The 23,736-nt window shown below is 64.5% G+C and carries 18 protein-coding genes; 11 read left to right on the top strand and 7 right to left on the bottom strand.

Annotated elements, in window-relative coordinates; genetic code table 11:
* Nucleotides 1–73: 73 nt before the first annotated feature.
* The 4 genes from NUH86_RS18565 (at nucleotide 74) to NUH86_RS18550 (ending at nucleotide 9,332) form a co-directional block, all read left to right on the top strand.
* Nucleotides 74–1,465 (top strand): multiheme c-type cytochrome, encoded by a 1,392-nt coding sequence (locus NUH86_RS18565; RefSeq protein ID WP_267252798.1) that lies wholly within the window; start codon nucleotides 74–76, stop codon nucleotides 1,463–1,465.
* Nucleotides 1,462–3,432, top strand: coding sequence for a heme-binding protein (locus tag NUH86_RS18560; protein WP_267252797.1), 1,971 nt, complete (start codon nucleotides 1,462–1,464; stop codon nucleotides 3,430–3,432). The genes NUH86_RS18565 and NUH86_RS18560 overlap by 4 nt, the downstream gene beginning before the upstream one ends.
* A gap of 3 nt (nucleotides 3,433–3,435) precedes the next feature.
* Nucleotides 3,436–5,259, top strand: coding sequence for a hypothetical protein (locus NUH86_RS18555; RefSeq protein WP_267252796.1), 1,824 nt, complete (start codon nucleotides 3,436–3,438; stop codon nucleotides 5,257–5,259).
* A gap of 101 nt (nucleotides 5,260–5,360) precedes the next feature.
* Nucleotides 5,361–9,332 carry an LVIVD repeat-containing protein gene (locus NUH86_RS18550; protein WP_267253039.1) on the top strand — a complete coding sequence of 1,324 codons (3,972 nt, stop codon included), beginning with the start codon at nucleotides 5,361–5,363 and terminating at the stop codon, nucleotides 9,330–9,332.
* Between the two features lie 214 nt (nucleotides 9,333–9,546).
* On the opposite strand, the gene NUH86_RS18545 is transcribed toward NUH86_RS18550, so the two are convergent.
* The 4 genes from NUH86_RS18545 to NUH86_RS18530 are packed head-to-tail and all read right to left on the bottom strand — an operon-like array spanning nucleotide 9,547 to nucleotide 15,728.
* Nucleotides 9,547–10,416: a phosphodiesterase gene (locus tag NUH86_RS18545; protein WP_267252795.1), complete on the bottom strand. Its 870-nt coding sequence runs from the start codon at nucleotides 10,414–10,416 to the stop codon at nucleotides 9,547–9,549.
* A 17-nt stretch (nucleotides 10,417–10,433) separates the two neighbouring features.
* Nucleotides 10,434–12,305, bottom strand: a complete 1,872-nt coding sequence (locus NUH86_RS18540) for a cytochrome c3 family protein (protein ID WP_267252794.1) — start codon at nucleotides 12,303–12,305, stop codon at nucleotides 10,434–10,436.
* Between the two features lie 7 nt (nucleotides 12,306–12,312).
* Nucleotides 12,313–13,203, bottom strand: a complete 891-nt coding sequence (locus NUH86_RS18535; protein ID WP_267252793.1) for a hypothetical protein — start codon at nucleotides 13,201–13,203, stop codon at nucleotides 12,313–12,315.
* Nucleotides 13,203–15,728, bottom strand: coding sequence for a cyclic nucleotide-binding domain-containing protein (locus NUH86_RS18530; RefSeq protein ID WP_267252792.1), 2,526 nt, complete (start codon nucleotides 15,726–15,728; stop codon nucleotides 13,203–13,205). The genes NUH86_RS18535 and NUH86_RS18530 overlap by 1 nt, the downstream gene beginning before the upstream one ends.
* 157 nt (nucleotides 15,729–15,885) lie before the next feature.
* On the opposite strand from NUH86_RS18530, the gene NUH86_RS18525 reads away from it, so the two are divergent.
* Entirely contained in the window at nucleotides 15,886–16,791 is a 906-nt protein-coding gene (locus tag NUH86_RS18525; protein WP_267253038.1) for a tetratricopeptide repeat protein, read from the top strand.
* A 271-nt stretch (nucleotides 16,792–17,062) separates the two neighbouring features.
* Here NUH86_RS18525 and NUH86_RS18520 read toward each other — a convergent pair whose 3' ends face one another.
* The gene (locus NUH86_RS18520; RefSeq protein ID WP_267253037.1) at nucleotides 17,063–18,478 is read right to left on the bottom strand and encodes an ISNCY family transposase; all 1,416 of its coding nucleotides are present in this window, start codon (nucleotides 18,476–18,478) and stop codon (nucleotides 17,063–17,065) included.
* A gap of 164 nt (nucleotides 18,479–18,642) precedes the next feature.
* Complete coding sequence (locus tag NUH86_RS18515) at nucleotides 18,643–18,816, bottom strand: hypothetical protein (RefSeq protein WP_267252791.1); 174 nt, start codon at nucleotides 18,814–18,816, stop codon at nucleotides 18,643–18,645.
* A gap of 29 nt (nucleotides 18,817–18,845) precedes the next feature.
* Here NUH86_RS18515 and NUH86_RS18510 point away from each other — a divergent pair, with 29 nt between their 5' ends.
* The 3 genes from NUH86_RS18510 to NUH86_RS24765 are packed head-to-tail and all read left to right on the top strand — an operon-like array spanning nucleotide 18,846 to nucleotide 19,816.
* Nucleotides 18,846–19,040 carry a hypothetical protein gene (locus NUH86_RS18510; protein WP_267253042.1) on the top strand — a complete coding sequence of 65 codons (195 nt, stop codon included), beginning with the start codon at nucleotides 18,846–18,848 and terminating at the stop codon, nucleotides 19,038–19,040.
* Nucleotides 19,037–19,306 (top strand): iron-containing alcohol dehydrogenase, encoded by a 270-nt coding sequence (locus tag NUH86_RS24770; RefSeq protein ID WP_323749036.1) that lies wholly within the window; start codon nucleotides 19,037–19,039, stop codon nucleotides 19,304–19,306. Before NUH86_RS18510 ends, NUH86_RS24770 begins: the two co-directional genes overlap by 4 nt.
* A gap of 57 nt (nucleotides 19,307–19,363) precedes the next feature.
* Nucleotides 19,364–19,816: an iron-containing alcohol dehydrogenase gene (locus tag NUH86_RS24765; protein WP_323749040.1), complete on the top strand. Its 453-nt coding sequence runs from the start codon at nucleotides 19,364–19,366 to the stop codon at nucleotides 19,814–19,816.
* Between the two features lie 42 nt (nucleotides 19,817–19,858).
* Here the strand turns inward: NUH86_RS24765 and NUH86_RS18500 are convergent, their stop codons facing one another.
* Nucleotides 19,859–20,557, bottom strand: a complete 699-nt coding sequence (locus tag NUH86_RS18500) for an FCD domain-containing protein (RefSeq protein ID WP_267252790.1) — start codon at nucleotides 20,555–20,557, stop codon at nucleotides 19,859–19,861.
* A gap of 216 nt (nucleotides 20,558–20,773) precedes the next feature.
* Here NUH86_RS18500 and NUH86_RS18495 point away from each other — a divergent pair, with 216 nt between their 5' ends.
* From NUH86_RS18495 to NUH86_RS18485, 3 genes are read left to right on the top strand one after another with little or no spacing between them, the layout of a single operon-like run.
* Nucleotides 20,774–21,913, top strand: a complete 1,140-nt coding sequence (locus NUH86_RS18495) for an NAD(P) transhydrogenase subunit alpha (RefSeq protein ID WP_267252789.1) — start codon at nucleotides 20,774–20,776, stop codon at nucleotides 21,911–21,913.
* The gene (locus NUH86_RS18490) at nucleotides 21,910–22,200 is read left to right on the top strand and encodes an NAD(P) transhydrogenase subunit alpha (protein WP_025549500.1); all 291 of its coding nucleotides are present in this window, start codon (nucleotides 21,910–21,912) and stop codon (nucleotides 22,198–22,200) included. The genes NUH86_RS18495 and NUH86_RS18490 overlap by 4 nt, the downstream gene beginning before the upstream one ends.
* Nucleotide 22,201: 1 nt before the next feature.
* Nucleotides 22,202–23,596 carry an NAD(P)(+) transhydrogenase (Re/Si-specific) subunit beta gene (locus tag NUH86_RS18485; RefSeq protein WP_267252788.1) on the top strand — a complete coding sequence of 465 codons (1,395 nt, stop codon included), beginning with the start codon at nucleotides 22,202–22,204 and terminating at the stop codon, nucleotides 23,594–23,596.
* Nucleotides 23,597–23,736: the final 140 nt, after the last annotated feature.

Here is a 23,736-nt window from a genome sequence, read left to right as displayed (position 1 = left end):
GGTCGAACCCGTAGAGAGAAATGCGCGGCGGACGTAAGGGAAAGCGTCCGAATCAGCCGGCACGGGGGTGTGAATGGGGGGCGGTAAGGACAGGGTGGTCGGCAGGCCCTTGGGCGGCGTGGCGTTGGCCGCCATGCTGCTGGCGGCGCTGTTGCTGATCAGCTTGCCCGGTGGCGGATCGGGAGCGGCGGATGCGGCTCCGGCAAGCCGGACCTATACCGGGGTAGCTTCCTGCGCCGGATCGACCTGTCACGGACGGATGGAAGGCGACGGCAAGGTCGTCCGCCAGGACGAGTTGATGCGCTGGCAGGAGCCTTCCACGCCGGGGGGGGCGCATAGCCGGGCCTTTGCGGTGCTGAACGGCGCGCGGGGGCAGCAGATCGCGGCCACGTTGGGGCTGGGGGACGCGGCTTCGGCGCCCGCCTGCCTGGGGTGCCATTCCACTCCGGCGGGGGCGCGTGGGGCGCGCTTTCTGGCGCAGGATGGCGTGGGTTGCGAAGCCTGCCATGGCGCGGCGAGCGGCTGGATCGCCTCCCACTATGCCGTCGGGGCGAGCCATGCCGCCAATGTCGCGGCGGGGATGACGCCGCTGGACCGTCCGCAGGCGCGGGCGTCAGTCTGCCTCGACTGTCATTTCGGCAGCGCCCGCGATGGACAGTTCGTCACCCACCGGATCATGGCGGCGGGCCATCCGCGCATTTCCTTTGAACTGGACCTTTTTTCCTCCATGCAGGCGCATCATGACGAGGATGCTGACTATGCTGCGCGCAAGGGGCGGACCGACAGTCTGAAGCTGTGGGCCGTGGGCCAGGCGATGGCGGTCGAGCGGGCGCTGACCCTTTATGCCGGGGCGAAGGGGACGGAGGGGGCTTTCCCCGAATTTTACTTCTTCGACTGCCAGAGTTGCCATCGCCGCATCTATGATCAGGCGGAACGCAGCAAGACTTGGGAAACCAATCCGGGGCGGCCGATCCCGGCGGGCATGCCGCCCTTCAATGACGAGAATATGATCATGCTTTCGGCGGCGGCGCGGGTTGCCGCGCCGGTGCTGGCCGGGCGCTTCGATGCCGACAGCCGGGCGTTCCATGCGGCGATAGCGCGGGATCGGCCCGCGGCGGTCGCGGCGGCGGGCAAGCTGGCGGGGAGTACTCGCGCCTTGGCCGACGCCTTTGCGGCGGGCGGGATGCGGGGCGACATGGCCTTCGCCATCGTGCGAGAGATTGCGGGCAGCGCCATATCGTCGCGCTTCACCGATTATGAAGGATCGGTGCAGGCGGTGATGGCGGTCGACACGCTGCTCAACGGCATGGTCAAATCGGGCCGCGTGACCGTGGGCGCGGCGGCGGGCATCCGGGCGGACGTCAATCGCGCCTATGCGGCGGTGAAGGAACCGAACGGCTATCGCCCCGGCGAGTTTCGTTCGGCCCTTGGCAGCGCGGCGCGCAGTATCGGGGCGCTCCAATGAGAGGGCGGCACCACCGGCTGAGCGCGCTGACGGCGAGCGCGGCGCTGATCCTGTCCTCCTGCGGCGGCGGGGGAGAAGAGGGCAGTGGCACGCCGACGCCCAGCCCGACGCCTACGCCAACACCGACCAGCCTTTATGCCGCACCCGCGCAGGAAGCGCTGACGGTGGCGGATGTGGAGTCGGTCGTCGCCCATGCCGTGGCGGAGGCGCAGGCGCGGAGCCTGCCCGCCGTCATCGCCGTGACCGACCGGGTGGGCAATGTGCTGGCGGTGTTCCGCATGGCCGGAGCGCGGGCGAGCGCCACCACCAGCGCCGCGCCCAATGGCGACAATATCGACGCGCAGAACCTGACCGTCCCGGCGGAGGCGGGGGCCATCGCCAAGGCGATCACGGGGGCCTATCTGTCGAGCGGCGGCAACGCCTTTTCCACCCGCACGGCGAGCATGATCGTGCAGCAGCATTTCCCGCCCGCGCCGACCACGGCGGGGTTGGAGAGCGGCCCGCTGTTCGGCGTGCAGTTCAGCCAGTTGCCCTGTTCGGACCTGTCGGCGCGTTTCGTTTCTTCCGGGGCGACGGCGATGATCGGGCCAAAGCGTTCGCCCCTGGGGCTGGCGGCCGATCCGGGCGGGTTTCCGCTTTACAAGAACGGCGTGGTGGTCGGCGGCATCGGCGTGATGGCGGACGGGGTCTATGGCTCCGACGGCAATATCCTCGACGATGACAATGATCCTGAGGAATATATCGCGCTCGCGGGGACGCTGGGGTTCGAAGCGCCGGAGGGCGTCCGCGCCAATCGCATCACCGTGGACGGCACATCGTTGCGCTATTCCGATGCGGCTTATTCCGGCCTGCTCGCGACGGGCGCGGTGAGCTTCGCCGCCATCAACGGGAGCGGAGGCTCGCTGGTCGCGGTGCGCGGCTATTATGGCGATCCTGCGCCGACGATCCTGGCGGGGATTGCCTACGGCACCGAAGCGTCCGGCGTGCGACGAGCGCGAACCGCCGAATTTTCCAAGACCGACGCCTTCGTGCTGAGCGACGGGTCGGGCAATGACCGTTTCCCGATCCGCGCCGGGACCGACGCGGGCGACGTGGCGCAGCCGCTGACGGCGGCGGAAGCCACCGCCATCCTGGAAGAAGCCTTCGCCATCATGAGCCGGGCGCGGGCGCAGATACGCCAGCCGCTCGACAGCCGGGCGCAAGTGACGATCAGCCTGGTCGATACGCGGGGGCAGGCGCTGGGCATCGTCCGCTCGCCCGACGCGCCGATCTTCGGCACGGATGTCAGCTTGCAGAAGGCGCGAACAGCGGCGTTCTTCTCCAATTCCCATGCCGCGTCGGACCTGCTGGCGAGCGGCAGCGCCGATGTCGCGGCCTTCGTGGGCAAGGCGCGGACGTTCCTCAACGATCCTTCCGCGCTGACCGGTCGGCATGCCTTTACCGACCGCGCCAACGGCAATCTGTCGCGACCCTATTTCCCCGATGGCGAGGTCGGGCGGCCCAATGGCCCCTTCTCCCGGCCCATCGCGCAGTTCAATCCCTTCTCGACCGGCCTGCAATCGGCGCTGGTGGTGGGCGATCTCGCCGCGCATCTCGCTTATGTGACGGGCGCCAGCGCGGTCGATACGCCGCAGCGTTGCTCGGCGGTGCCGACCGTCTCCAACCGGAACCGGGTGCAGAACGGCATCCAGATATTCCCCGGTTCCGTACCCATCTATCGCGGCAATGTGCTGGTGGGCGCCATCGGCGTGTCGGGCGACGGCATCGATCAGGACGATATGATTGGCTTCCTTGGCCTCAACAATGCCGGGACGCGGGTTGGGGGCATCGGCAATGCGCCCGCGGCGATCCGGTCGGACCAGATCGTTGTCGACCTGGGCAATGCGTCCGTGCGGCTGCGCTATGTGAACTGCCCCTTTGCGCCGTTCCTCGACAGTGGATCGCAAAATGTCTGTGCAGGGCTGTAAGGAATGGGTCTGGTCTCGCTCCTGCCGCTATTCGCACTGGCCCAGCCCGGTGAGCCGGTGCCGCCGCCTCCGCCGGAAAACTGGCAGGAGATTTTGGACGCCGACCGGCAGTCCATCGAAGGCCGCCGCCGCCCCGGCTATGAAGCGCCGCTGCCCGAAGCGGTGACGCAGGACAATAAGGGCGCCGTCCGCGCCCCTCCGCCCGAAGCATTCCCTACCGATCAGGTGCCGATCCCGGATCGCTGGCGGCTGATCGAGAGCCTGGGCGTGGTGAAGGAGCGCTGGTTCGATCCCTATGGCCAGAACACGCTGAAAGGCGACCGTCCTCTGGACCGTGAGAAGGTGAAGTGGCTGCCGATCAAGGGTGAGGACTGGTTCTTCGTCGCCAATGCGGTGAGCGACACGGTGCTGGAGCCGCGCACCTTCCCCATCCCGGTCGGCGTGCAGACGACCGAGCGGCCCGGCAATCTGAACGTCTTCGGCAAGGATGCGAGTGTCGTGTTCAGCCAGACCTTCATCGGCGGCGTGGCGTTGATCAAGGGAGCGACCGCCTTCAAGCCGCCGGAGATCGAATATCGGCTGACGCTGGCGCTCAACGTCAATCATGTGAATGTGCCGGAACGGCGCGTGCTGTTCGTGGAGCCGTCCAGGCCGTCGCACCGCACCGACCATTTTCTGGGGGTGCAGGAAGCCTTTGTCGACTATCACCTTGCCAACACGTCGGATCGCTATGATTTCCGGTCGGTTCGGGTGGGTATCCAGCCATTCCAGTCGGATTTTCGCGGCTTTCTGTTCAACGATCAGCAGCTTGGCATCCGATTGTTCGGCAATCGCGACAATAATCGATTCCAGTTCAATCTGGCCGCTTTCTGGCGGCTGGAGAAGGATACCAATAGCGGGTTGAATTCGGTCGTGCGGTCGCCGCGCAACGACTGGGTGTTTATCGCCAATCTCTATCGCCAGGACTTCCTGATCCCCGGCCTCACCAGCCAGATCACCGCCGTCTACAATATGAACCGTGAGAAGCGGGACGTGGAGATAGACGATAACGGCTTTCCGGTGCGCCCGGCGCTGCTTGGCGACTTACGGGGGCGGGAATATGATGTCGTCTATCTTGGCTATAATGCCGATGGACGGGTCGGGCGGGTGAACCTGACAGCGGCGCTCTATGGCGCGCTGGGGGAGGACCGGAACAGTTTCTTCACGTCGAAACCCGCGCAAATTCGCGCTTTTTTTGCCGCTGCGGAGGCAAGTGTCGACAAGGATTGGATGCGATTTCGCCTGTCGGGTCTCTATGCCAGCGGCGATGGCGATCCCTATGACAATCGCGAGAACGGGTTCGATGCGATTTTCGAGAATCCGGTCTTTGCGGGCGCCGACACCAGCTATTGGATCAGACAGACCATTCCCTTTGCAGGCGGCGGGCGCGTGATCGGCATCAACGGGCGCAACGGCATCCTGAACTCGCTGCGTTCGTCGAAGGAGCAGGGGCAGTCGAACTTCAACAATCCCGGCACGATGCTGCTGGGGGCGGGGGCGGATTTCGACCTGATGCCGGAACTGCGCCTGTCGGCCAACGCCAACCATCTCTGGTTCCAGAATACGGCCACGCTTCAGGCGCTGCGCAATGAAGGCAGCATTCCAAAATCGATCGGTTGGGATCTTTCGACGGCGGCAATCTGGAGGCCGCATGCGACGCAGAATATCGTGTTCCGCCTGTCGGGTGCGACTTTGCTGCCAGGAGCGGGATTTCGCGACCTCTTCACCAATAGCGAGCGAAACCGGAATTATTATTCGGTCCTCGCCAATGTGATCTTGAGTTACTGATGCGCTGGCTTCTCTACCCGTCATTCCCGCGAAAGCGGGAACCCATCTCCAACGCTGCATCCGGTCGGGAGGTTCGGAAATGGATTCCCGCTTTCGCGGGAATGACGGGATTGTTGCTGATCGCAGCGCTCCTCATCCCTGTCGCTATCCTTCATGCCTCGGACGCAGAAAAGCCGGTCGAGCGCCACTACACCCCCGCGCCACCCGCGCCGATGAGCCAGACCGCCGAACAGGTCGCGGCCAAATCGGACGGTTGCTATAGCTGCCACACCAAGACCGACGAGCCGTCCATGCATGCGACACCTGCGGTCATGCTGGGCTGCACCGACTGCCATGGCGGCAATGCGGCGGTGCGCGGCCATCCTGAACTGGGTTTCGAAGACCCCGCCTATGTCGCGGCACGGGAAAAGGCGCATGTCCTGCCGCGCTATCCCAAGAGCTGGCACTATCCCTCCTCCGCGAACCCACAGCGCACCTACACGCTGCTCAACCGCGAAGCGCCGGAGTTCGTCCGCTTCGTCAACCCCAGCGACTATCGCGTGGCGCGGGACGCCTGCGGATCATGCCACATGCAGGTCATCGAAGCGGCGGAGCGTTCGCTGATGGCGTCGGGCGCGATGCTGTGGGGCGGGGCGGCCTATAATAACGGCATCGTCCCCTTCAAGAACTACATCTTCGGGGAAGCCTATACCAAGGACGGCAAGCCCGCGAAGATCGTCTCGCCCGGCAGTTCTCCGGGCACGCTCACGCCTGAGCAGAAGGCACGGGGCGCGCTGGCGGAACTCTACCCGCTGCCGACCTGGCAGGTGATCCCGCCGGGCGACGTCTTCCGCGTGTTCGAGCGCGGCGGGCGCAATATCGCCACGCAATTCCCGGAAATCGGCCTGCCCAATCCGACAGGCTCGATCCAGCGGCTGGAGGAACCGGGACGGCCCGACCTCAAGCAATCCAATCGCGGCCCCGGCACTGGTTTGCGCGTGGCGATCCCGGCGCTCAACATCCACAAGACCCGGCTCAACGATCCCTATATGTGGTTCATGGGCACCAACGACCAGCCTGGCGACTATCGCCATTCGGGCTGTTCGGGCTGCCATGTCGTCTATGCCAATGACCGCGAGCCGCGCCACAGCCTGGTCTACGCCCAATATGGCCGCGACGGGCAGTCCGCCACGGTCGATCCCACCATCGCGGCCAAGACGAGCCATGGCGGGTTGAAAGGTCCGCATGGCGAGACCGTCAAGCCGGATCATCCGGTCGCCGCCGTCAAGGAGAGCGGCCACCCGATCCGCCATGCCTTCACCCGCGCCATCCCGACCGCGCAATGCATGAACTGCCACATGCACCAGCCCAATATCTTCCTGAACAGCTATCTGGGCTACACCATGTGGGACTATGAGTCCGACGCCCCTCTGATGTGGCCGGAGAAGCAGAAATATCCGACCGCCGCCGAGACGCACCAGACGCTGGAACGCAATCCGGAAGGGGCCAGCCCGCGAGGGAAATGGGCGGATCTGGATTTCCTGCGCAACGTCTACGACCTGAACGACAAGGCGAAGGACACGCAATTCGCGGACTATCACGGCCATGGCTGGAACTTCCGCGGCGTCTTCAAGCGCGACCGGGAGGGCAATCTGCTCGACGCGGACGGCAAGATCGTCTCGCCCGACGATCCGGAAAAATGGCGGAGGAAGGGTGAGGACAAGTTCGTCCAGCCCGGCACCAATCCGGGCAAGTCGGTGCATCTGATGGACATTCACGCCGAAAAGGGGCTGCAATGCGCGGACTGCCATTTCGCGCAGGATAGCCATGGCAACGGCTTCATCTATGGCGAAGTGGCGAACGCCATCGAGATCGGGTGCAAGGATTGCCATGGGACGGCCGACGCCTATCCGACGCTGCTGACGTCCGGCCCCGCCGCGCCGCCCAAGGGGACGAACCTGGCTCTGCTGCGCAATCCGGACGGCAAGCGGCGGTTCGAATGGTATTATGACGCCAGCGGGCGGCAGCGGCTGATCCAGCGCTCCATCGTTGATCCGAAGCTGGAATGGGAAGTGTCGCTGGTGAAGGATAGCGTCGATCCGGTCAATCCGCACTTCAACGCCAAGGCGGCGCGGGCCAAGCTGATGAGCCGGTCGGGCGCGGAGGATGGCAGTTTCGCCTTCGGACCCGGCGTGGCGCAGGCGGACCGGGCGCATGGCGACGACAATATGGCCTGCTTCACCTGTCACCTCAGTTGGACGACCAGTTGCGGCGGTTGCCACCTGCCCATCGAGGCGAACTGGAAGACGTCGCTCCACCATTATGACGGGGAGGAGACGCGCAACTTCGCGACCTATAACCCGCAGGTGGCGCGGGATGAAATGTTCCAGCTCGGCAAGCATATGACCACCAAGGGCAATGAAACCGCGCCGGTGCGGTCGACTTCGGCGCTGGTCCTGTCCTCCACCAATATCAATCGCGAGCGCATCTATATTCAGCAGCCGCCTGTGTCCGGCATCGGCTTTTCGTCGCAGGCGTTCGCGCCGCATTTCCCGCATACGGTGCGCAGGACGGAGACGAAGACCTGTTCCGACTGTCATTTGTCGGCGAAGGACGACAATAATGCGATCATGTCGCAACTGCTGCTGCTCGGCACCAATTTCGTGAACTTCGTGGGGATGAACGCCTGGACCGGCCTGGAAGGGGGCTTCGAGGCGATCCGCGTCACCGAATGGGACGAACCCCAGGCCGTGATCGGCAGCTATCTCCATAAATATGCCTATCCCGACTATTGGAAGCTGCATGTCGATCAGAACAAGCGCGAGTTGAAGAATTGGGTGCGCGGCAAGTTCTTCGACAAGAAGGCTTCGGGCGAAACCCAGGCCGTGGAGGAATTCCGCAATGTCGTGAAGGGTACGGCGGGACGTGTCGGATGCCTGCAACTGCGCGGCGAATATATGTATGTGGCCGAAGGGAAGGGCGGTTTCCGCGTCTATGACGTGGCGCCCATCGCGAACAAGGGCTTTTCCGAGCCGATAGTGAGCGGCCCCTTCTCGAAACTCGGCCACAATAGCGGCGTGGCGTCGAAGAATGCGACCTGCATGGCGCTGCCGACGAACCAGCCGATCAATCCATTGCGCAACACGAAGGAATTGCGGGAGATCAACCAGGAACAACCGTTCCTGCCGATCTACAGCTATGCGGCGGTGACGGACAGCGTCGAGGGGTTGATCATGGTCAATATCGAGACCATGGCCGACGGCGAGTTCCGCAACAATTTCCTGAAACGGGCCGTCACCTGGAACCCCGATGGCGTGCTGAACGGGGCGCGGCATATCCAGTTGGCGGGGCAGATCGCCTATATCACCGCCGATGTGGGGCTGGTGGTGGTCGATCTGGCCGATCCGCTGCATCCGCGCCTGGCCGCCGTGCGGCCTTTGAAGGATGCCCGGGCGAGTGCGATCCAGTTCCGTTATCTCTGGGTCACGGATGCGGAGGGGTTGAAGCTGTTCGACGTGTCGCGCCTGACCGATCCGGTGGCGGTGCCGTCCGCGACCGTGAAGCTGGCCGATGCGCGGCGCATCTATCTGGCGCGCACCTATGCCTATGTCGCCGCCAAGGCGGAGGGGCTGGCGATCATCGACATCACCAATCCGCTGCGGCCTAGCATCTACAGGAAAGAAAGCTTCGGCGGCCAGATGACCGATGTGGAGGATGTGATCGTCGGCACGACCAATGCGTCGCTGTTCGCCTATGTCGCGGATGGGCGGGCGGGCATGAAGGTGATCCAGCTCACCAGCCCGGCCAGCCAGCCGAATTTCTACGGCTTCTCACCCGCGCCCAAGCCGGAACTGATCGCCTGGGCGCGGACGCCCTCACCGGCGCTGGCCCTGTCCAAGGGGCTGGACCGCGACCGTGCGGTGGACGAGACGGGCGGGCAGATCGCGGTGTTCGGGCGCTTGGGTTCGCGGCCCTTTACCCGGCCGGAGATGGAGCGGCTGTTCCTGACCTCCAAGGGAATACCCTACAAGGTCAGCGATGAGGTGGACATGAAGGGCTGGAGGCCGCCGCTCAAGGTTCCGTTGGGTCAGTAGGATTTGTGAAATTTGCGGCGGATTTCGGGCAATAGCGACGTTAAAATCCTCCCTGCGCGCAGCGTGGGGAGGGGGACCGCGCGAAGCGTGGTGGAGGGGAAATGGCACAACCTCCGAATCTTCCCCTCCACCCTTCTCCGCGTTCATCTGAGTGGTTCCTTCGACTGCCTACCAAGGTCGCAACAGGCATAGGACTATTTCCGACGCTCAGGCCCTATTCAGGGCGAACGGAACTGGAAACCGGACGCTCATCGATCAGCATTCGCACCAGCGGTTGCATTCCTGCGTCGAACTTGGCCAGCATCACATGATCGTCGGCTGTCGCGAAATGGGTGATCAGGCCATGGTCCGTCCAGCGATGCAGCGCATAGGCGGGCGGGTCTGCGACGATCATCGGGCGGTTGTCGGGGGTTTCCGGGTCCATGGGGCGCATGTCGAGCGCCAGTTGGGGGGCGGTTGAGGAGCAGATGGCGATGGTGGTGCCCTGCCATGGGGCGGTGATGGCGCGGTGGATGTGGCCGCAGAGGATCGCCTGGATGTTCGGACGACCTGCGATGGCGGCGGTGAAGCGTTGGACCCATGCTTCTTCCGGGTGGGTGTTCATCCAGTCTATGCCGACCTCGACCGGAGGATGGTGCATGACGATCAGCGTCGGGGTTTCCGCATCCTCATCCAGCCGGGCGGAGAGCCACGCGGCGCGGCGTTCGCAGAAGGCGCCGCCGTGCCGGTCCGGCTCCAGCGTGTCGAGCATGATGATCCGCCGGTCCTCCAGCGGGATCACATAGTGGACGAAGCCGTCTTCCTGAGGGATGTGCGGGAAATATTGGGCGAATTGGGCACGGTCGTCATGATTGCCCATGCAGGGCCAGACCGGAAAATCGCATTGGCTGAAGGCGTTGGCGAGGCGGCGGTAACTGTCCGCGTCTCCCCGATCTGTCAGGTCGCCGGTCGCCAGCAAAAGGTCGGGGCGGTTGGGGCCATCGTTCAGGGCGCGGAGCACCTGGTCCAGCCGCTTGCGGTTGAACTCGGCGGGGTTGTCGGGGTCGAAACCCAGATGGATGTCCGTGACCTGTGCGATCAGCATGGCCTTTGCTCCCCCCTTTATGTGTCCAAACCACGTGTTCCTGCGGGGGCAGGAGTCCCGTTCTGAAGGCGGGACTGGGTTCCTGCCTTCGCAGGAACACGCAGCGAGCCTGAATTGCCAACTTTTTTCATCCGGTCAGCCGGTGCCCAGGGCGCTCCATCACCGACATGATAGCTATGGCACATGGCGCAGCCCGATGGCACGTCCGCCTTGGACTTTTCCCCACCATGGCAGGTGCGGCAACTGTCGATGCCGGGCAGCAGCAACTGTTTCGCATCATGCGATCTGGGCGCGGCGTGGCAGCTTTCGCATTTTTCCGTGCGGTGCGCGGCATGGTCGAACCAGCCGTTCATCATATAGCGCATCGGCTGATGCACCGGCAGCACCTGCCAGCTCGCATTGCCGTTCGCGCCGGGCGGTGTGACCGTGTGGCAGTCATAGCAGGCGCCGCCCTCGGAGAAGACCGCCCTTATGGCATCGTCGGCGCGGGAGGGACGCGCCGCCGCCGCACCGAAATAGGCGTGATAGATCCGCCCCTGCGCATAGTCGCCGGGCCGCCGCCGCGCCATGCCGCCCAACGCCATGGGTTGGGCCGGGCCGGTTGAGCGGTAATAGGCGCGCAGGTCGGCGATCACCTGATCGGGCTGGCCGTGGCGTAGCGTACGCACCGTTCCGCCGATCGTCTCGAAGGCGAGGCTGTGGCACATCTGGCAATCGCGCTCCATGTTCACCGGCAGGAAACGCACGCCGTCGGCGGTAGGCTTGTGGCAATCCTGGCAGGCCAGCCTATCGCCGAAACCATATTGCGTCTTCATCGTCCGCGCCATCTTGGCGACACCGCCCGTGGCCGACAAGTGGATGTCATGCGGGAATTTGAGTCCGCCGTCATCCATCGGCTTGCCGTCGAGCGAGGCGCGGGTAAAGCGGGGATGCTTGCCGGGCATTGTTTGGACAAGGGCCGAGAATTGCGGGTGGCTGGTGCCGAAATCGGCGGCATTGCCGAGTTTGGTGTCCTTCAGCCGGTCCTTCAGCGTGCCGTGGCAATCGGTGCAGAAAGCCTGCGGGGCAGGCTGCATCGGGCCTGCGCCTTCATGCTCGCGGTGGCAGTCGACGCAAGCGCCTTCGGGCGGCTTGCCGAAGGCCGATGCCACCCCTGCCAGGAACTTGCCGCCAAGGCCCGGTTCGGCACGCGCCATGGCGATGCGAGCGGCAGGCGCATGGTCGTGGACGTCCTTGTGACAGGTCTGGCAGGCACTATCGCGGACCGAGACGAAGGCCTTTTCGTGGCAGGTTTCGCAGCGGCCTTCCAGGGCGTGGTGGGCCTGGCTGAGGGGTCCGGAAGACCAGCTCTTGTCGCCCATGACCTCGTGGATGTTGCGCGTGTCGTTCGCCGGGCGGCTGGCGTAGCTCCAGATCGGGATGGCAAGGAAACCGATCAGGATCGCCAGCGCCATGCTCCAGGCCGTCAGCCGCTTGCCCGGCAGCAGCCCGCGCAGGGAGAAGACCCTGGCCTCCTCCTTTTCCTCCGAAGCCTCCGACACGGCGTCGACCCGGCGGATGGAGAGGATGGCCGCGCCGTCTTCGGCCCGCGACACGGTGATGCGATGACCGCCGAAGCGCAGTTCCGCGCCCTTGGCGGGGTCGATTTCGGCGCGCAGGACCGTACGGCCCTCAAGGTCGAAGCCTAGCGTTCCGGTGGCGCGGACGCGGATCGTGCGCTCATCGACCTGCTCGATCCGGGCATGGTCCGGCTCCAGCGCGAGGTCGGGGAGGTGGATGTCGTTTTCCGCCGCCCTGCCCAGCGAAAGCTGCGGCTTGGGCAGGGTGGCGGCGCGGACGATCTCCCGGCCATCGGCGGTGAGGCTGATCTGGCGGACTAGGAAGCTCATGACGCGCTCACCAGTAGAAGAAGACGCTGACGATGTGCGCGGTCAGCGCGGCCAGCAGGGCAAAGGTGGCGGGTATATGGACGTAGAGCCAGATTTCCAGCAGCGCCTTGATTTTCAGGTGCCGCCTCAGACGCGCGAGCATGGCCTGCTTGCGTTCCAGCAGGGCGTCGATCCGTTCCAGCGGATCGTTCCCGGTGTCAGGCTTGTCCCCGGTCCAGTGGCGGAGCGCGGCCTGTGCCCTGGCGGTGGCGCAGCGTGGATAGCGGCCGGACAGGCGGTTGAGCAGGCTGCCGCCGAACGGGTCTTGTTCCAGCGACTGGCGGACCAGGGCGGCCTTGTCATGGGGCAGGGGTTGGGCGGCGTCGTGCAGTTGGCGGTCGATGGCGCGCACGGCGTCCAGCATCTGCACTTGCGTCATTTCGGCGCGGTTGTTGCTGAGCGCGGCGGGCAGGGTCGCGTAGACGATGATGCCGAACAGGCCGGAAAGGATCACCAGCATCATCAGCGCATAGGCCAGCGTGTGGACGTTCCAGCCAAGCTGGAAACCCGTGTGCAGCGTGGCGATGACGATCAGGCTGAGGCCGAGATAGACATGGGCGGAGGACCAGGCCTTCAGCGACCAGCGGCCCCGCGTCATCGCCCGCTTGCGCAGGCCGAGCAGCGTCAGCCAGAGGATCAGCAGCACGCCGACCGTGCCCATGGCGTATCCGTACCAGCTACCGCCATTATGATGCGGCGTGACGTCGACCAGCATATAGCTGACGATGGCAAGGACGCTGATCAGCGCGGCGATCTTCAGCCAGCGGAATCCGGCGTGGCGCAGGAAGCCGTCATGCAGCACTTCACCCTTGGCACGGCGGGCGCGGGGGACGGATCGGTCGGAAAGGCGGGTGGCCATCAGCGCGCATCCCCATCAAGGCGGGCGACGGTCAGGAAATCCTCCGGCGCGACGCGGATCGCGGCGCCGGTCGGGCAGGCCCGGACGCAAGCGGGGCCGCCGTCAATGCCGGAGCACATGTCGCATTTGATGGCCTTTTTGGGCTTTTCGACGCCGGGTTCGGCATTTTTGGCGCGCCATTTCTTCGACGGTTCGCCGGGGCCGGGGCCTTGCCCAAGGAGCATCCAGCTTAGCAGCCCCGGCTTCTTCGGCGGCACGCTGTCCATGCGGATGACGCCATAGGGGCAGTTGCGCTGGCAATTGCCGCAGCCGATGCAGCTATCGTCGATGAAGACTTCGCCGTCCGGGCCGCGATGGATGGCGTTGGGCGGGCAGTCGGCCATGCAGTGCGGATGCTCGCAATGGCGGCAGCTTGTGGGCACATGCAGGTGGGCATAGGTGCGCCCCGCTTCCCGGTCGAGGCGGGAAAGGCCGTCATGGCTGTCGGCGCAGGCCTTTTCGCAATTATCGCAGCCGACGCACAGATGCTCGTCGATCAGCAGCACGTCGGTCGCTTCGCCGATGCCGTTGTCGACCAGGAACTTGGCCGTCTCCGAATACATGTCGACGACGGTCGAGAAGCTGTCCTTGCGGCTTTCGATGAAGGCGTTGACGTCCTGCCGGGCAGCCATGTCGCGGCGCGCGCGCTCCAGCAGGGCGGGCTTGGCGGCCATCAGCCGGGCGAACGCCTCGCCGTTCAGCTTGATGACTTCGGACTTGACCGTCGCCTTGACCGTGGCGGTGCGGGGTCCGCCCGCGATCAGCGCCATTTCGCCCACATAGCTGCCGGCGGGGAGGTAGGAGAGGAAGACGTTCTTCCCCCCGATCTTCTTCTCCACGATCATGGAGCCGACGCGGATCACATAGATGTCGTTGCCGATGTCGCCTTCGGTGATGATCGGCTCGCCCGCCTTGACGGTCTGGATTTCGACGGTGTCGAGGACTTCGGCCAGGTCCGCCGGGGTCAGGCCCGCGCCGAAGAGTTGCAGCAATTGCCGCTCGGTCGAGATGCGGGTGATGGCGCGCTTGGCCGGGGGGTTGGAGGACATGAGTTTCAGCGCCGCCGTGCGCGACACCTCCACCATGATCGAGTCCGCACCCGCCCGCACCGTCGCGCCACGGCGGCGGCCGGAGATCAGGCCGACCTCCCCGAAGATCGATCCCCGGTCGATGGGGACGTCGAGGGTAGGGCTGACCTCCACCAGCGCCTGGCCCTGCGCCACGCCGAAGAGGGAGGAACCGGGGTCGTAACGCTCGAAGATCAGATCGCCCTTGCGATAGGCCCGCACTTCGCTGTCGAGCATGAACTCGCGCATCTGGAGGGGGGAGAGGCCCTCCAGGATCGAGACATTGCCGCGGAGGAACTCCAGCCACTCCGCGACGCTCTTCCTTTCCGGCAGACCCGCGAATTTGGCGGCCAGTATCGGTTCGTCCGCAGGCTTCAGATCGCGATTGCCATTGATATATTCGACGACGTCATAGCCCTGATTCATGCAATGCTTGATCAGCGGATAGCCCGCCAGCGCGCCAATCACGAAGATGCCGGGGGCGGTGCTTTCGAAGACCGGCGACAATTTCGGGAAGGCCAGCCGGTCGCCGCTGGTGAATTCGATGCCGCAACTTTCCACGAAGGCGCGGGGCGGGGCGGAACCCATGCGCGCGATGATGCGATCGCATTTCAGCTTCACCTCGCCATCGCGGCTGTCGAGCGTGATGAAGCCCGACTCGATCTTCGCGGTGGTCGTCTCGGTCATGATGGAAAGGCGGCCCGCTTCGGCGGCGGCCATCAGCGCCTTGACGTTGGCGGCCTTGGCGCTGGCGAATTCGGTCGATCGGTTGAGGATGGTGACGGCATTGCCCTGCGCCTCGTCGGCGGCAAGGCCGATGGCGTTTTCGATGCCCGCGTCGCCAGTGCCGACGACGAAGATATGCTCATCATTATAAGCGGCTGGATCATCAAGCTGATATTGCACATGAGGAAGATCGGCGCCCGGCACGCGCATCAGATTGGGGTTGCCCTGCGTGCCGATGGCCATGATCACCGCATCGGCGATGACTTCCCGGCCATCGCTCAAGCTCAGGCGATAGGGCGGGGCCAGGCGCTGGATTTCCCTGGTGTCGGTGGTGCCGTCGCGCTTGCGTTCCACGATCTTGTGGATGCTGCCGGTTATGGGATCGCCGGTGCCGACGATGGCCTTCACCTCCGCATTATAGGCGACGTTGATGCCTTGCTCCGCCGCCTGCGCGTTCCAGCGGTCCAGAATCGATTCGCGCTTGCCCGCCTCGAAATCGCAGTCGGAACGCAGCACGAGCTGGCTGGGCGTCGCCATCACATGCTTGCCCTTCTGATATTTGAAGATGGTGTCGGACAGATGGTCCGTCTTCTCGATCAGCAGGTGGGAAAGCCCCAATTGGACGGCGCGCGCGGCCGCACTCAGCCCCGCCGGCCCCGATCCGACGATCGCGATACGCACGCGGTCAGCCAATGATTATCCCCCAAATACCCCTGTGCCCCGGATCTTGCCGGATGCCTGTCCCGGGGCGGCACTCTATCATTTCCGCAGCGTCACGCTAGAGAGGATCGGCGGGTATCAGCCGGGGAGTGAAAGAATAATGGGTTGGAGTTGGGGGCGGGTCGTGTTGATGGGCGCGATCGGCATTGCCGCCGTATCGGTCGGCTATAATATGATGCGCATGCCCGACGAGGCGAAAGCCCCGGCCGCTCCTTCCCCGCTGATGGACAATCGGGCGAACGATCCGGAAGCCGTCATTCGCGGACTTCAGGACCGGGTCGGCGCCAATCCCAACGATGCCGAAGGCTGGCAAAGGCTGGGCTGGGCCTATTTCGAAAGCGGCCGTCATGCCGATGCCGTGCGCGCCTATCGCCATGCGACGAAGCTGGCGCCGGGCAATGCGACCTTCTGGTCGTCGCTCGGCGAGGCGGCGGTGATGGCGAGCGAGCGTGATCCGATGCCAAAGGAAGCGGCTGACGCATTCGACAAGGCGATCTCGCTCGATCCGAAAGACCCGCGGGCGCGTTATTTCCTGGCGGTGCGCAGGGATCTGGCAAAGGATCATGAGGGCGCGATCCGCGACTGGCTGGCGTTGTTGGGGGATACGCCGCCCGGTGCGCCGTGGGAGGCCGATCTGCGCCGGACCATTGAACAGGTCGGGAAGATCAACGGGATCGATGTGGCCGGGCGGCTGGCGGCGGTGAAGCCGGTCGCGCCGCATCCGCCTATGGGGGACGGCATGTCGGTGGCGGCAGCGGCGATTCCGGGGCCTAGCCGGGAGCAGATGCAGGCGGCGGCGCAGCTTCCCAAGGGGCAGCAGGATGCGATGGTCGAGGGGATGGTTTCCGGGCTTGAGGCGAAGTTGAAGGCGAATCCGGGCAATGTGGATGGCTGGATCATGCTCATGCGCAGCCGCATGACGCTGGGGGAGACGGCGAAGGCGGCGGCAGCCTATGCAGCGGCGAAAGCGGCCAATCCGGCGCAGGCCGGACGGATCAGGGACGAGGCTCGGATTTTGGGGGTGCCGGGGGTTTGAGGGAGGCTATCCTTTAAGAGTTTTCGTCGTGCATTTCGAGCATGACGCTCAGGCTGGATAAGCTTTTGATTTCAAACGTCCCGTTTGCGTTCAATGTTCGCACCGGATAGAGAAGACACTATCTGGCCCCGATAGAAATGACACCTCTTGATCACAGCAGGGGCTGCGTGGAGCCCTCGGGATAGCGCAGCGCAGACCCTGCTGATGGCGTAACAGTGGTGGGGAAGGGCACGGACCCGCTGCGCAGGCAGCGGGCTCGGTCAGCGCCGCTTTAGCGCGCCTTCACGAACTCGAGCGTGCCGCGCGCCCGTAATTCCGCCTGGCTGAGCCGGGGGCCGCGCTTGAGCTTGGCCCCACCCAACCGACGCCCATCGATCTTCACCGGCACCTCCGGTTCCGGGAACAGATGCATTGGCTGGTCGCGGCGAGCAGGGGCATAGTTGTTCCGCTGCCGATGATGCGGCGCGACCGCTTGGATCTCTTTTGCTAGCGCCAGTGCCGCGTCGAGATGCTTGTTATCGACGATGGCAGGTTGATTGATCCGGGGCATCTTGTCGAACAGGCTATAGGGAAGGGAGCGCCCCTCGTGGCGGATCTCGACTGTGCCGTCAGGATATTCACAGACATCCACGCGCTTGCGCACCAGTTCCTTACTGATCGGGTTCGGCTCCAGAAGGAACAGCACTTTGTTATAGTGCAGCGTCAGCGCGGCCGTGACCGTCCGCTGTTCGCGCCAGACCATGACGGAGTGCAGATCATCCCGCAGTGCCAGAGGGCGGTGTAGATCACGACTGTCTGCGGCCGGACGAGCGAAGCGCGCATTGTGCCCAACCATGTAGCTCGGCAGAAAGACGTTCGCTTCTTCGATCGACGAGATACCTTCCAGGCGCATCGCTTTGATCAGGCGGTCCTGCAATGTGCCGTTCGCCCGCTCGACCCGGCCCTTGGCTTGGGGTGAGTTGGCGCAAATGATCTCGATGTTCAGCGCATCGAGCGCGCGCCCGAAATGCGTCATGCCGTCACCCTTGGCGGTCGCTTTAGCGTTGCGGAAGACCGTGTGCTTGTCGGAATAAAAGGCCACCGGCTTGCCGTGCCGCTCGATATATTCGCGCGTCGCTTCCATGTAGGAAAAGGTGCTTTCGCTCTCGACCATCTTGAGGTGCATCAACTCGCTGGTCGCGTCGTCTATGTAGACGAGCAGCGTGCATCGCGGTCCGCGATCCTCAAACCATTCATGATCCGAGCCGTCGATCTGGATCAGCTCGCCACGACACTCCCTGCGGTGGCGCGGTTGATATGGGCGAGACCGGCGAGCTGCGCGATCCTGCCACAGACCAGCCTCAATCATCATCTGCCGCAATGTCTCACAGCCCACCGCGATATCGTGGCGCTCCGCCAGATACTCACGCGCCAGGGTCGGTCCAAAATCCGCATAATGCTCGCGGACCAGTGACAGGATCCGCTCGCGAAAGGCATTGCTGTGACGTCGGTTGCTCGGCCGACCACGTTTGCGCGACACCAGGCCTGAAGCGCCTTCAACTCGGAGACGTTCAAGCAACCGGAAAATCTGCCGGCGCTTCAAGCCCAGCAACGTCGCCGCATCCTCAACCCGAAGTTCGCCGCGGTCCACGCGCGACAATGTGTCAAACCGCGAAAGCTCGCCATGGCTCATCGCCACCACCGTCATAAGCGCGTCCTCCCGAACTGCCAGGAGGACCATGCCACCGGACTCTGCTAAGGACGCCCGAGGGTGTCATTTCTATCTAGCAGAGGGGTGTCATTTCTATCCGGCGCTTACATGGAAAAAAGCTGATAATATATCTTATGTTAAATATATTCGCACGGTGCCATTCATTGGCAATGTCCACCGACATCTACAACGCCATCTCCGACGAGATGGTCCGCAACGCCGACATCGCCCAGGCCATTGCCCTCAGGTTCGGGCCGGGCATCGTTGCTGAATCCCAGCCCCTGGAGGAAGCCCGCGCCGTGATGGGCAAAGCTGGCCGACCTCATCGTCATCACCTGCATCTGCTCCTCCCTCCCCGCCCGGCATGCATTTCGGGATTGACAGCTATGAATCCGAACGGCGACCCCATGCGGTCAAGCTGATGCACGCATCGCGCAAGCTCGGCATCCTCACCGACGGCATACTCGCCCGCGACGCCAGCGGAAAGCCGATGCCCGGCGCTGGTTCGCTTCCGGCTCTTTGGACGATTTTATCTACGACGGCCTTCCATCACGAGTGATCTTTGGCCGGGGTACGGTCGCGAAGCTGGGCGCGGAGATCGAGCGCATGAAGCTGAAGCGCCTGCTGGTTCTGGCGACCCCTCAGCAGATCGGCGAAGCCGAAGCCATCCGCGACAGAATCCCTGAAAATTGCGCGGGCATCTTCGCTGGCGCGACCATCCATACGCCGGTCGACGTGACGGAGGCCGCCCTGAAGATGATCGCCTCCGGCGATGTCGACGGCACCATCGCCATCGGCGGCGGTTCCACGTCGATCTCACCTTGAGTCTTCCGGCAGCGCTCTCCGCCACTTCGGGCATGAACGCCATGGCTCGCATCGGCGCTGCCCCGCATCGTCGAGCAGCCCGACGACGCCGACGCCCGGTCCGACGCTCTCTACGGCGCGTGGTTGAGCGGCGTCTGCCTGGGCACCGCCGGAATGGCGCTGCATCACAAGCTTTGCCATGTGCTGGGCGGCATGTTCAACCTGCCGCACGCCGAAACCCATTCCACCGTGCTGCCCCATGCGGTCGCCTATAATGCCGAAGCCGCTCCAAAGGTCGGCGCGGTCCTTGGGCGGGTCATGGGCGGCGAGCCGGGCGCATCGGCATTGTTCGACTTCGCCGGAAAATTGGGCATAGCGCGGGCGCTCCGGGACATCGGCATGCCCGAATCCGGCATCGCCGCCGCCGAAGCCGCGTCGAGCGATCCCTATTGGAAGCCGCGGCCCGTCATCCATGCGGGCGTGCTGGCGCTCCTTACCCGCGCCTGGGCAGGCGAATCGCCCGCCGCGTGACGACCGGCATTTCCTCCATGGCTCGCCGCCTGCCCGATTTCCTCAGATCGCCGCGTCGAGTTGCCGCATGATCTCCCGCCGTCGCCGCAGCGCTTCGAACCGGGCGCGCTCCGGGTCTCCATCCAGTATCGCGGAGATGATGGCCCGCCTTTCCCGCTTCCAGCGCTGCTTGCCCGCGCTGCCGCCATAAACCGGCCCGCGGGGATATTCGGCATAATGGTGCACGGCCACGCGGGAAAGCAGTTCCATGAGCGGGCGGTCGACCATCAGATATAGAATATCCAGCAGGCTTTGATCGAACGCCCCCCGCTGGCGCGCCGTATTGCGGTCGTCGATCGATTCGACGAGCGCCGCGAGTTCCTGCCGAAGCGCCTCATTCGTCGCGCGGGCCGCCGCTGCCATGAGTTCGCAGTCAAGCAAGGTGATGATATCGATCGCCTCCGGATGCGCCGATTGATGCAGCGCCAGGAAGCCGGAAATGGCCTGACTCAACCCCTCCGCATCGGGCCGCGTCCCGTAATAGCCGCCGCCAGGCCCGCGACGAACCTTCAGAAAGCCTTCATGCTCCAGCACGCGCGCGGCCTGCTGTACGGTGACGATGCCCACGCCCAGCGCCTTCGCCAGATCCGGCAACGATCCGATCTGCGCTTCGGGAGGCTGGGCGACGATCATGTCCCGCAGCTTCGCCACCGCCGCCGTGACCAGTCCTTCGCGGGAATTTTGCTTGCGAATTCTCATCATGCTCCTCGTTTGGCGTCGGACCGCCAATAGCGAATTTCCCCGCAAAAAGGCACTCCTAGCGCGACCCCTTCTATAACACGCATATTAATCGTTTGATTCTTTCGGTTTTGACATTATTGCGACTCATCTCCGTCGATAATGGGCACATTAAAGGCGGGAATGGTAGGCGGCTTCGTCGAACCAGGGCCTTGCCAACGCAGGACGAGGGTGGATGTAGTGAAGATCGGCATAATCAAAGAGATGGCGCCCGATGAGCGCCGTGTTTCCGGCACGCCGGAAACGGTCAAGAAATTCAAGGCTCTCGGGGCCGATGTCGCGGTGGAGACGGGCGCGGGCCTGACCGCCGCCATCTCCGACGCCGACTATGCCGCCATGGGCGCCACGGTGGCGGATCGCGCCGCGACGGTGGCGGACGCGGACATCATCCTGGGCGTGCAGGGTCCGGACCCGGCCAGCATCGCGGGCGCCAGGCCGGGCGCATGGATCGTCGCAGGCCTCAATCCCTTTGTCGAGCGGGCGCGGATCGATGCCTATGCGGCTGCGGAGTTCGAGGCGCTGGCCATGGAGTTCATGCCGCGCATCACCCGCGCCCAGTCGATGGACATCCTTTCGTCGCAGTCGAACCTTTCCGGCTACAAGGCGGTGCTGGACGCCGCCGCCGAATATGGCCGTGCGTTCCCGATGATGATGACGGCGGCGGGCACGGTAACCCCGGCCAAGGCCTTCATCATGGGCGTCGGAGTCGCTGGCTTGCAGGCGATCGCGACCGCCAGGCGCCTGGGCGCGCAGGTCTCCGCGACCGACGTGCGCTCCGCCACCAGGGAACAGATTGAGAGCCTGGGCGCCAAGGCGATCTTCGTGGAGAGCGTCGCTGGCATCGAGGGTGAGGGCAAGGGCGGCTATGCCACCGAAATGTCCGAGGAATATCAAAAGGCGCAGGCGGAACTGGTTTCCGGCCATATCGCCAGGCAGGATATCGTCATCACCACCGCGCTGATCCCCGGCAAGGCCGCTCCCCGCCTGATTTCGGACGCGCAGATCGCGTCGATGAAGCCGGGCAGCGTGATCGTGGATCTGGCCGTCGAACAGGGCGGCAATGTCGAGGGCGCGGTGCTGGGCCAGGTGGTCGAGCGGCACGGCGTCAAGATCGTCGGGCACAAGAACGTGCCCTCTCGCCTTGCCGCCGATGCGTCGGCGCTGTTTGCGCGCAACCTTTATAATTTCCTCTCCGCCTTCTGGAACAAGGACCGGAATGCGCCGGTGCTGGACGAGGAAATCGGCAACGCCATCCGCGTGACGCAGGGTGGGAAAGTCGTCAGCGAGAGGCTGCTTCAATTGACGGGGGCTATGCAATGAGTTCGCTCAATCCCGATTATCTGTTCGTGTTCATCCTGGCGGCCTTTGTCGGCTTCCAATTGATCAAGAAGGTGTCGCCGCTGCTGCATTCGCCCTTGATGTCGCTGACCAACGCGATCGCGGCGGTCGTGATCGTGGGCGCAATCAGCATCACGGGCGAGGAAGGCGCGACGCCGCTGGCCAAGACGCTGGGCTTCGTCGCGGTGTTCTGCGCCACGGTGAACCTGGTCAGCGGTTTCATGATCACCGACCGCATGCTCAAGATGTTCAAGCCGCGGGGGAAGTGAGATGAACGCATTCGTACCCTTTGCGGCGATCCTTTCGTCCGTCCTCTTCATTCTGGCGCTGATGTGGATGAGCCATCCCACGACGGCGCGCCGGGGCGTGCGCGCCGGTGAAATCGGCATGGCCGTCGCCATTATCGGCGCGCTGGTCCAGCATGAGGTGGTCGATTACAACCTGATCCTCATCGCCATGGTCGCAGGCGCCGCCGTCGGCATTCCGATGGCGCTGCTGATGCCGATGACGGCGATCCCGCAGCGGACCGCGATCAGTCACGCCTTCGGCGCGCTAGCGGTGGGCCTGATCGGCGCGGCGGAATATTACAAGCATGCCCATGCCGAATATGCCGGCGGCTTCATCATGTGGGCGCTGATGTTCGAAATCCTGCTGGGTTTCCTGACCTGCACCGCATCCGTCATCGCCTTCGCCAAGTTGCAGGAGTTGATGGGCAGCCGCCCCGTGTCCTTCGTGGGACAGCGGGTGGTGAATGGCGGCGTGGCTCTGGCGGCGGTGGTCGTGGGCACGATGCTCGCGCTTGACCCGACGCAGACCTGGCTGTTCCCGGCCTTCGTGGCGCTGGCGCTGCTGTTCGGCGTGCTGCTGGTGATCCCCATCGGCGGCGCGGACATGCCGACGGTCATCGCCCTGCTCAACAGCTATGCGGGTCTGGCGGCGAGCGCCATGGGCTTTGCGCTGGGCAACAAGCTGCTGATCGTGGCGGGCGCGCTGGACGGGGCTTCCGGCTTCATCCTGGCGGTCATCATGTGCAAGGCGATGAACCGCAGCTTCGCCAACGTCATGTTCGGCGGCTTCGGCAAGGTCGTGGCAGGCGCGGCGGGCGGCAAGGACGACCGGGTGGTGCGGTCGGCATCGGCGGAGGAAGCGGCGATGCAGCTTGAAAACGCCAGCAGCGTCGTGATCATTCCGGGCTATGGCATGGCCGTGGCGCAGGCGCAGCACAAGGTCAGCGAACTTTATCAGGCGCTCACCAAGAAGGGCGTGGACGTCAAGTTCGCGATCCACCCCGTGGCGGGCCGCATGCCGGGGCATATGAACGTGCTGCTGGCCGAAGCGAACGTGCCCTATGAGCAGTTGATCGAGCTGGACGACATCAACCCGGAACTGCCGCAGGCGGACGTGGCGCTGATCATCGGCGCGAACGACACGATCAACCCGTCGGCCCGCGACGACCCGAACAGCGCCATCGCAGGCATGCCGATCATCGAGGCGGATCGCGCCAAGTCGGTGTTCGTCATCAAGCGCTCCATGAACGCGGGCTTCGCCGGGATCGACAATCCGATCTACTATAACAGCAACACCCAGATGCTGTTCGGCGACGCCAAGGACATGGTCGGCACCATCGCCAAGGAACTGGCAGGCGGCGGTTCAGGGCTGCATTGACGGAAGATCGGCACCCCTGCCGATCATCCTTCGCCATTGACGATGTCCGCTGAGCGGGAGGCATGCTCCCCCGCTCAGCGGATTTTCGCGTAATGCGCTCTGCGCCCTGTGCGAGGATGCGCCATCCCCTCCCCCACCGG

It is taken from the genome of Sphingobium sp. JS3065 (assembly GCF_026427355.1).
In the GTDB taxonomy this organism is placed as follows: domain Bacteria; phylum Pseudomonadota; class Alphaproteobacteria; order Sphingomonadales; family Sphingomonadaceae; genus Sphingobium.
This window is presented reverse-complemented; position numbering and strand designations above follow the sequence as displayed.

What these genes read in the sequence shown, in the direction of transcription:
- NUH86_RS18565 (WP_267252798.1), top strand. Translation starts at nt 74, where the DNA reads ATGGGGGGCGGTAAGGACAGGGTGGTCGGCAGGCCCTTGGGCGGCGTG.
- NUH86_RS18560 (WP_267252797.1), top strand. Translation starts at nt 1,462, where the DNA reads ATGAGAGGGCGGCACCACCGGCTGAGCGCGCTGACGGCGAGCGCGGCG.
- NUH86_RS18555 (WP_267252796.1), top strand. Translation starts at nt 3,436, where the DNA reads ATGGGTCTGGTCTCGCTCCTGCCGCTATTCGCACTGGCCCAGCCCGGT.
- NUH86_RS18550 (WP_267253039.1), top strand. Translation starts at nt 5,361, where the DNA reads ATGACGGGATTGTTGCTGATCGCAGCGCTCCTCATCCCTGTCGCTATC.
- NUH86_RS18545 (WP_267252795.1), bottom strand. Translation starts at nt 10,416, where the DNA reads ATGCTGATCGCACAGGTCACGGACATCCATCTGGGTTTCGACCCCGAC.
- NUH86_RS18540 (WP_267252794.1), bottom strand. Translation starts at nt 12,305, where the DNA reads ATGAGCTTCCTAGTCCGCCAGATCAGCCTCACCGCCGATGGCCGGGAG.
- NUH86_RS18535 (WP_267252793.1), bottom strand. Translation starts at nt 13,203, where the DNA reads ATGGCCACCCGCCTTTCCGACCGATCCGTCCCCCGCGCCCGCCGTGCC.
- NUH86_RS18525 (WP_267253038.1), top strand. Translation starts at nt 15,886, where the DNA reads ATGGGCGCGATCGGCATTGCCGCCGTATCGGTCGGCTATAATATGATG.
- NUH86_RS18520 (WP_267253037.1), bottom strand. Translation starts at nt 18,478, where the DNA reads ATGACGGTGGTGGCGATGAGCCATGGCGAGCTTTCGCGGTTTGACACA.
- NUH86_RS18510 (WP_267253042.1), top strand. Translation starts at nt 18,846, where the DNA reads ATGCATTTCGGGATTGACAGCTATGAATCCGAACGGCGACCCCATGCG.
- NUH86_RS18500 (WP_267252790.1), bottom strand. Translation starts at nt 20,557, where the DNA reads ATGATGAGAATTCGCAAGCAAAATTCCCGCGAAGGACTGGTCACGGCG.
- NUH86_RS18490 (WP_025549500.1), top strand. Translation starts at nt 21,910, where the DNA reads ATGAGTTCGCTCAATCCCGATTATCTGTTCGTGTTCATCCTGGCGGCC.
- NUH86_RS18485 (WP_267252788.1), top strand. Translation starts at nt 22,202, where the DNA reads ATGAACGCATTCGTACCCTTTGCGGCGATCCTTTCGTCCGTCCTCTTC.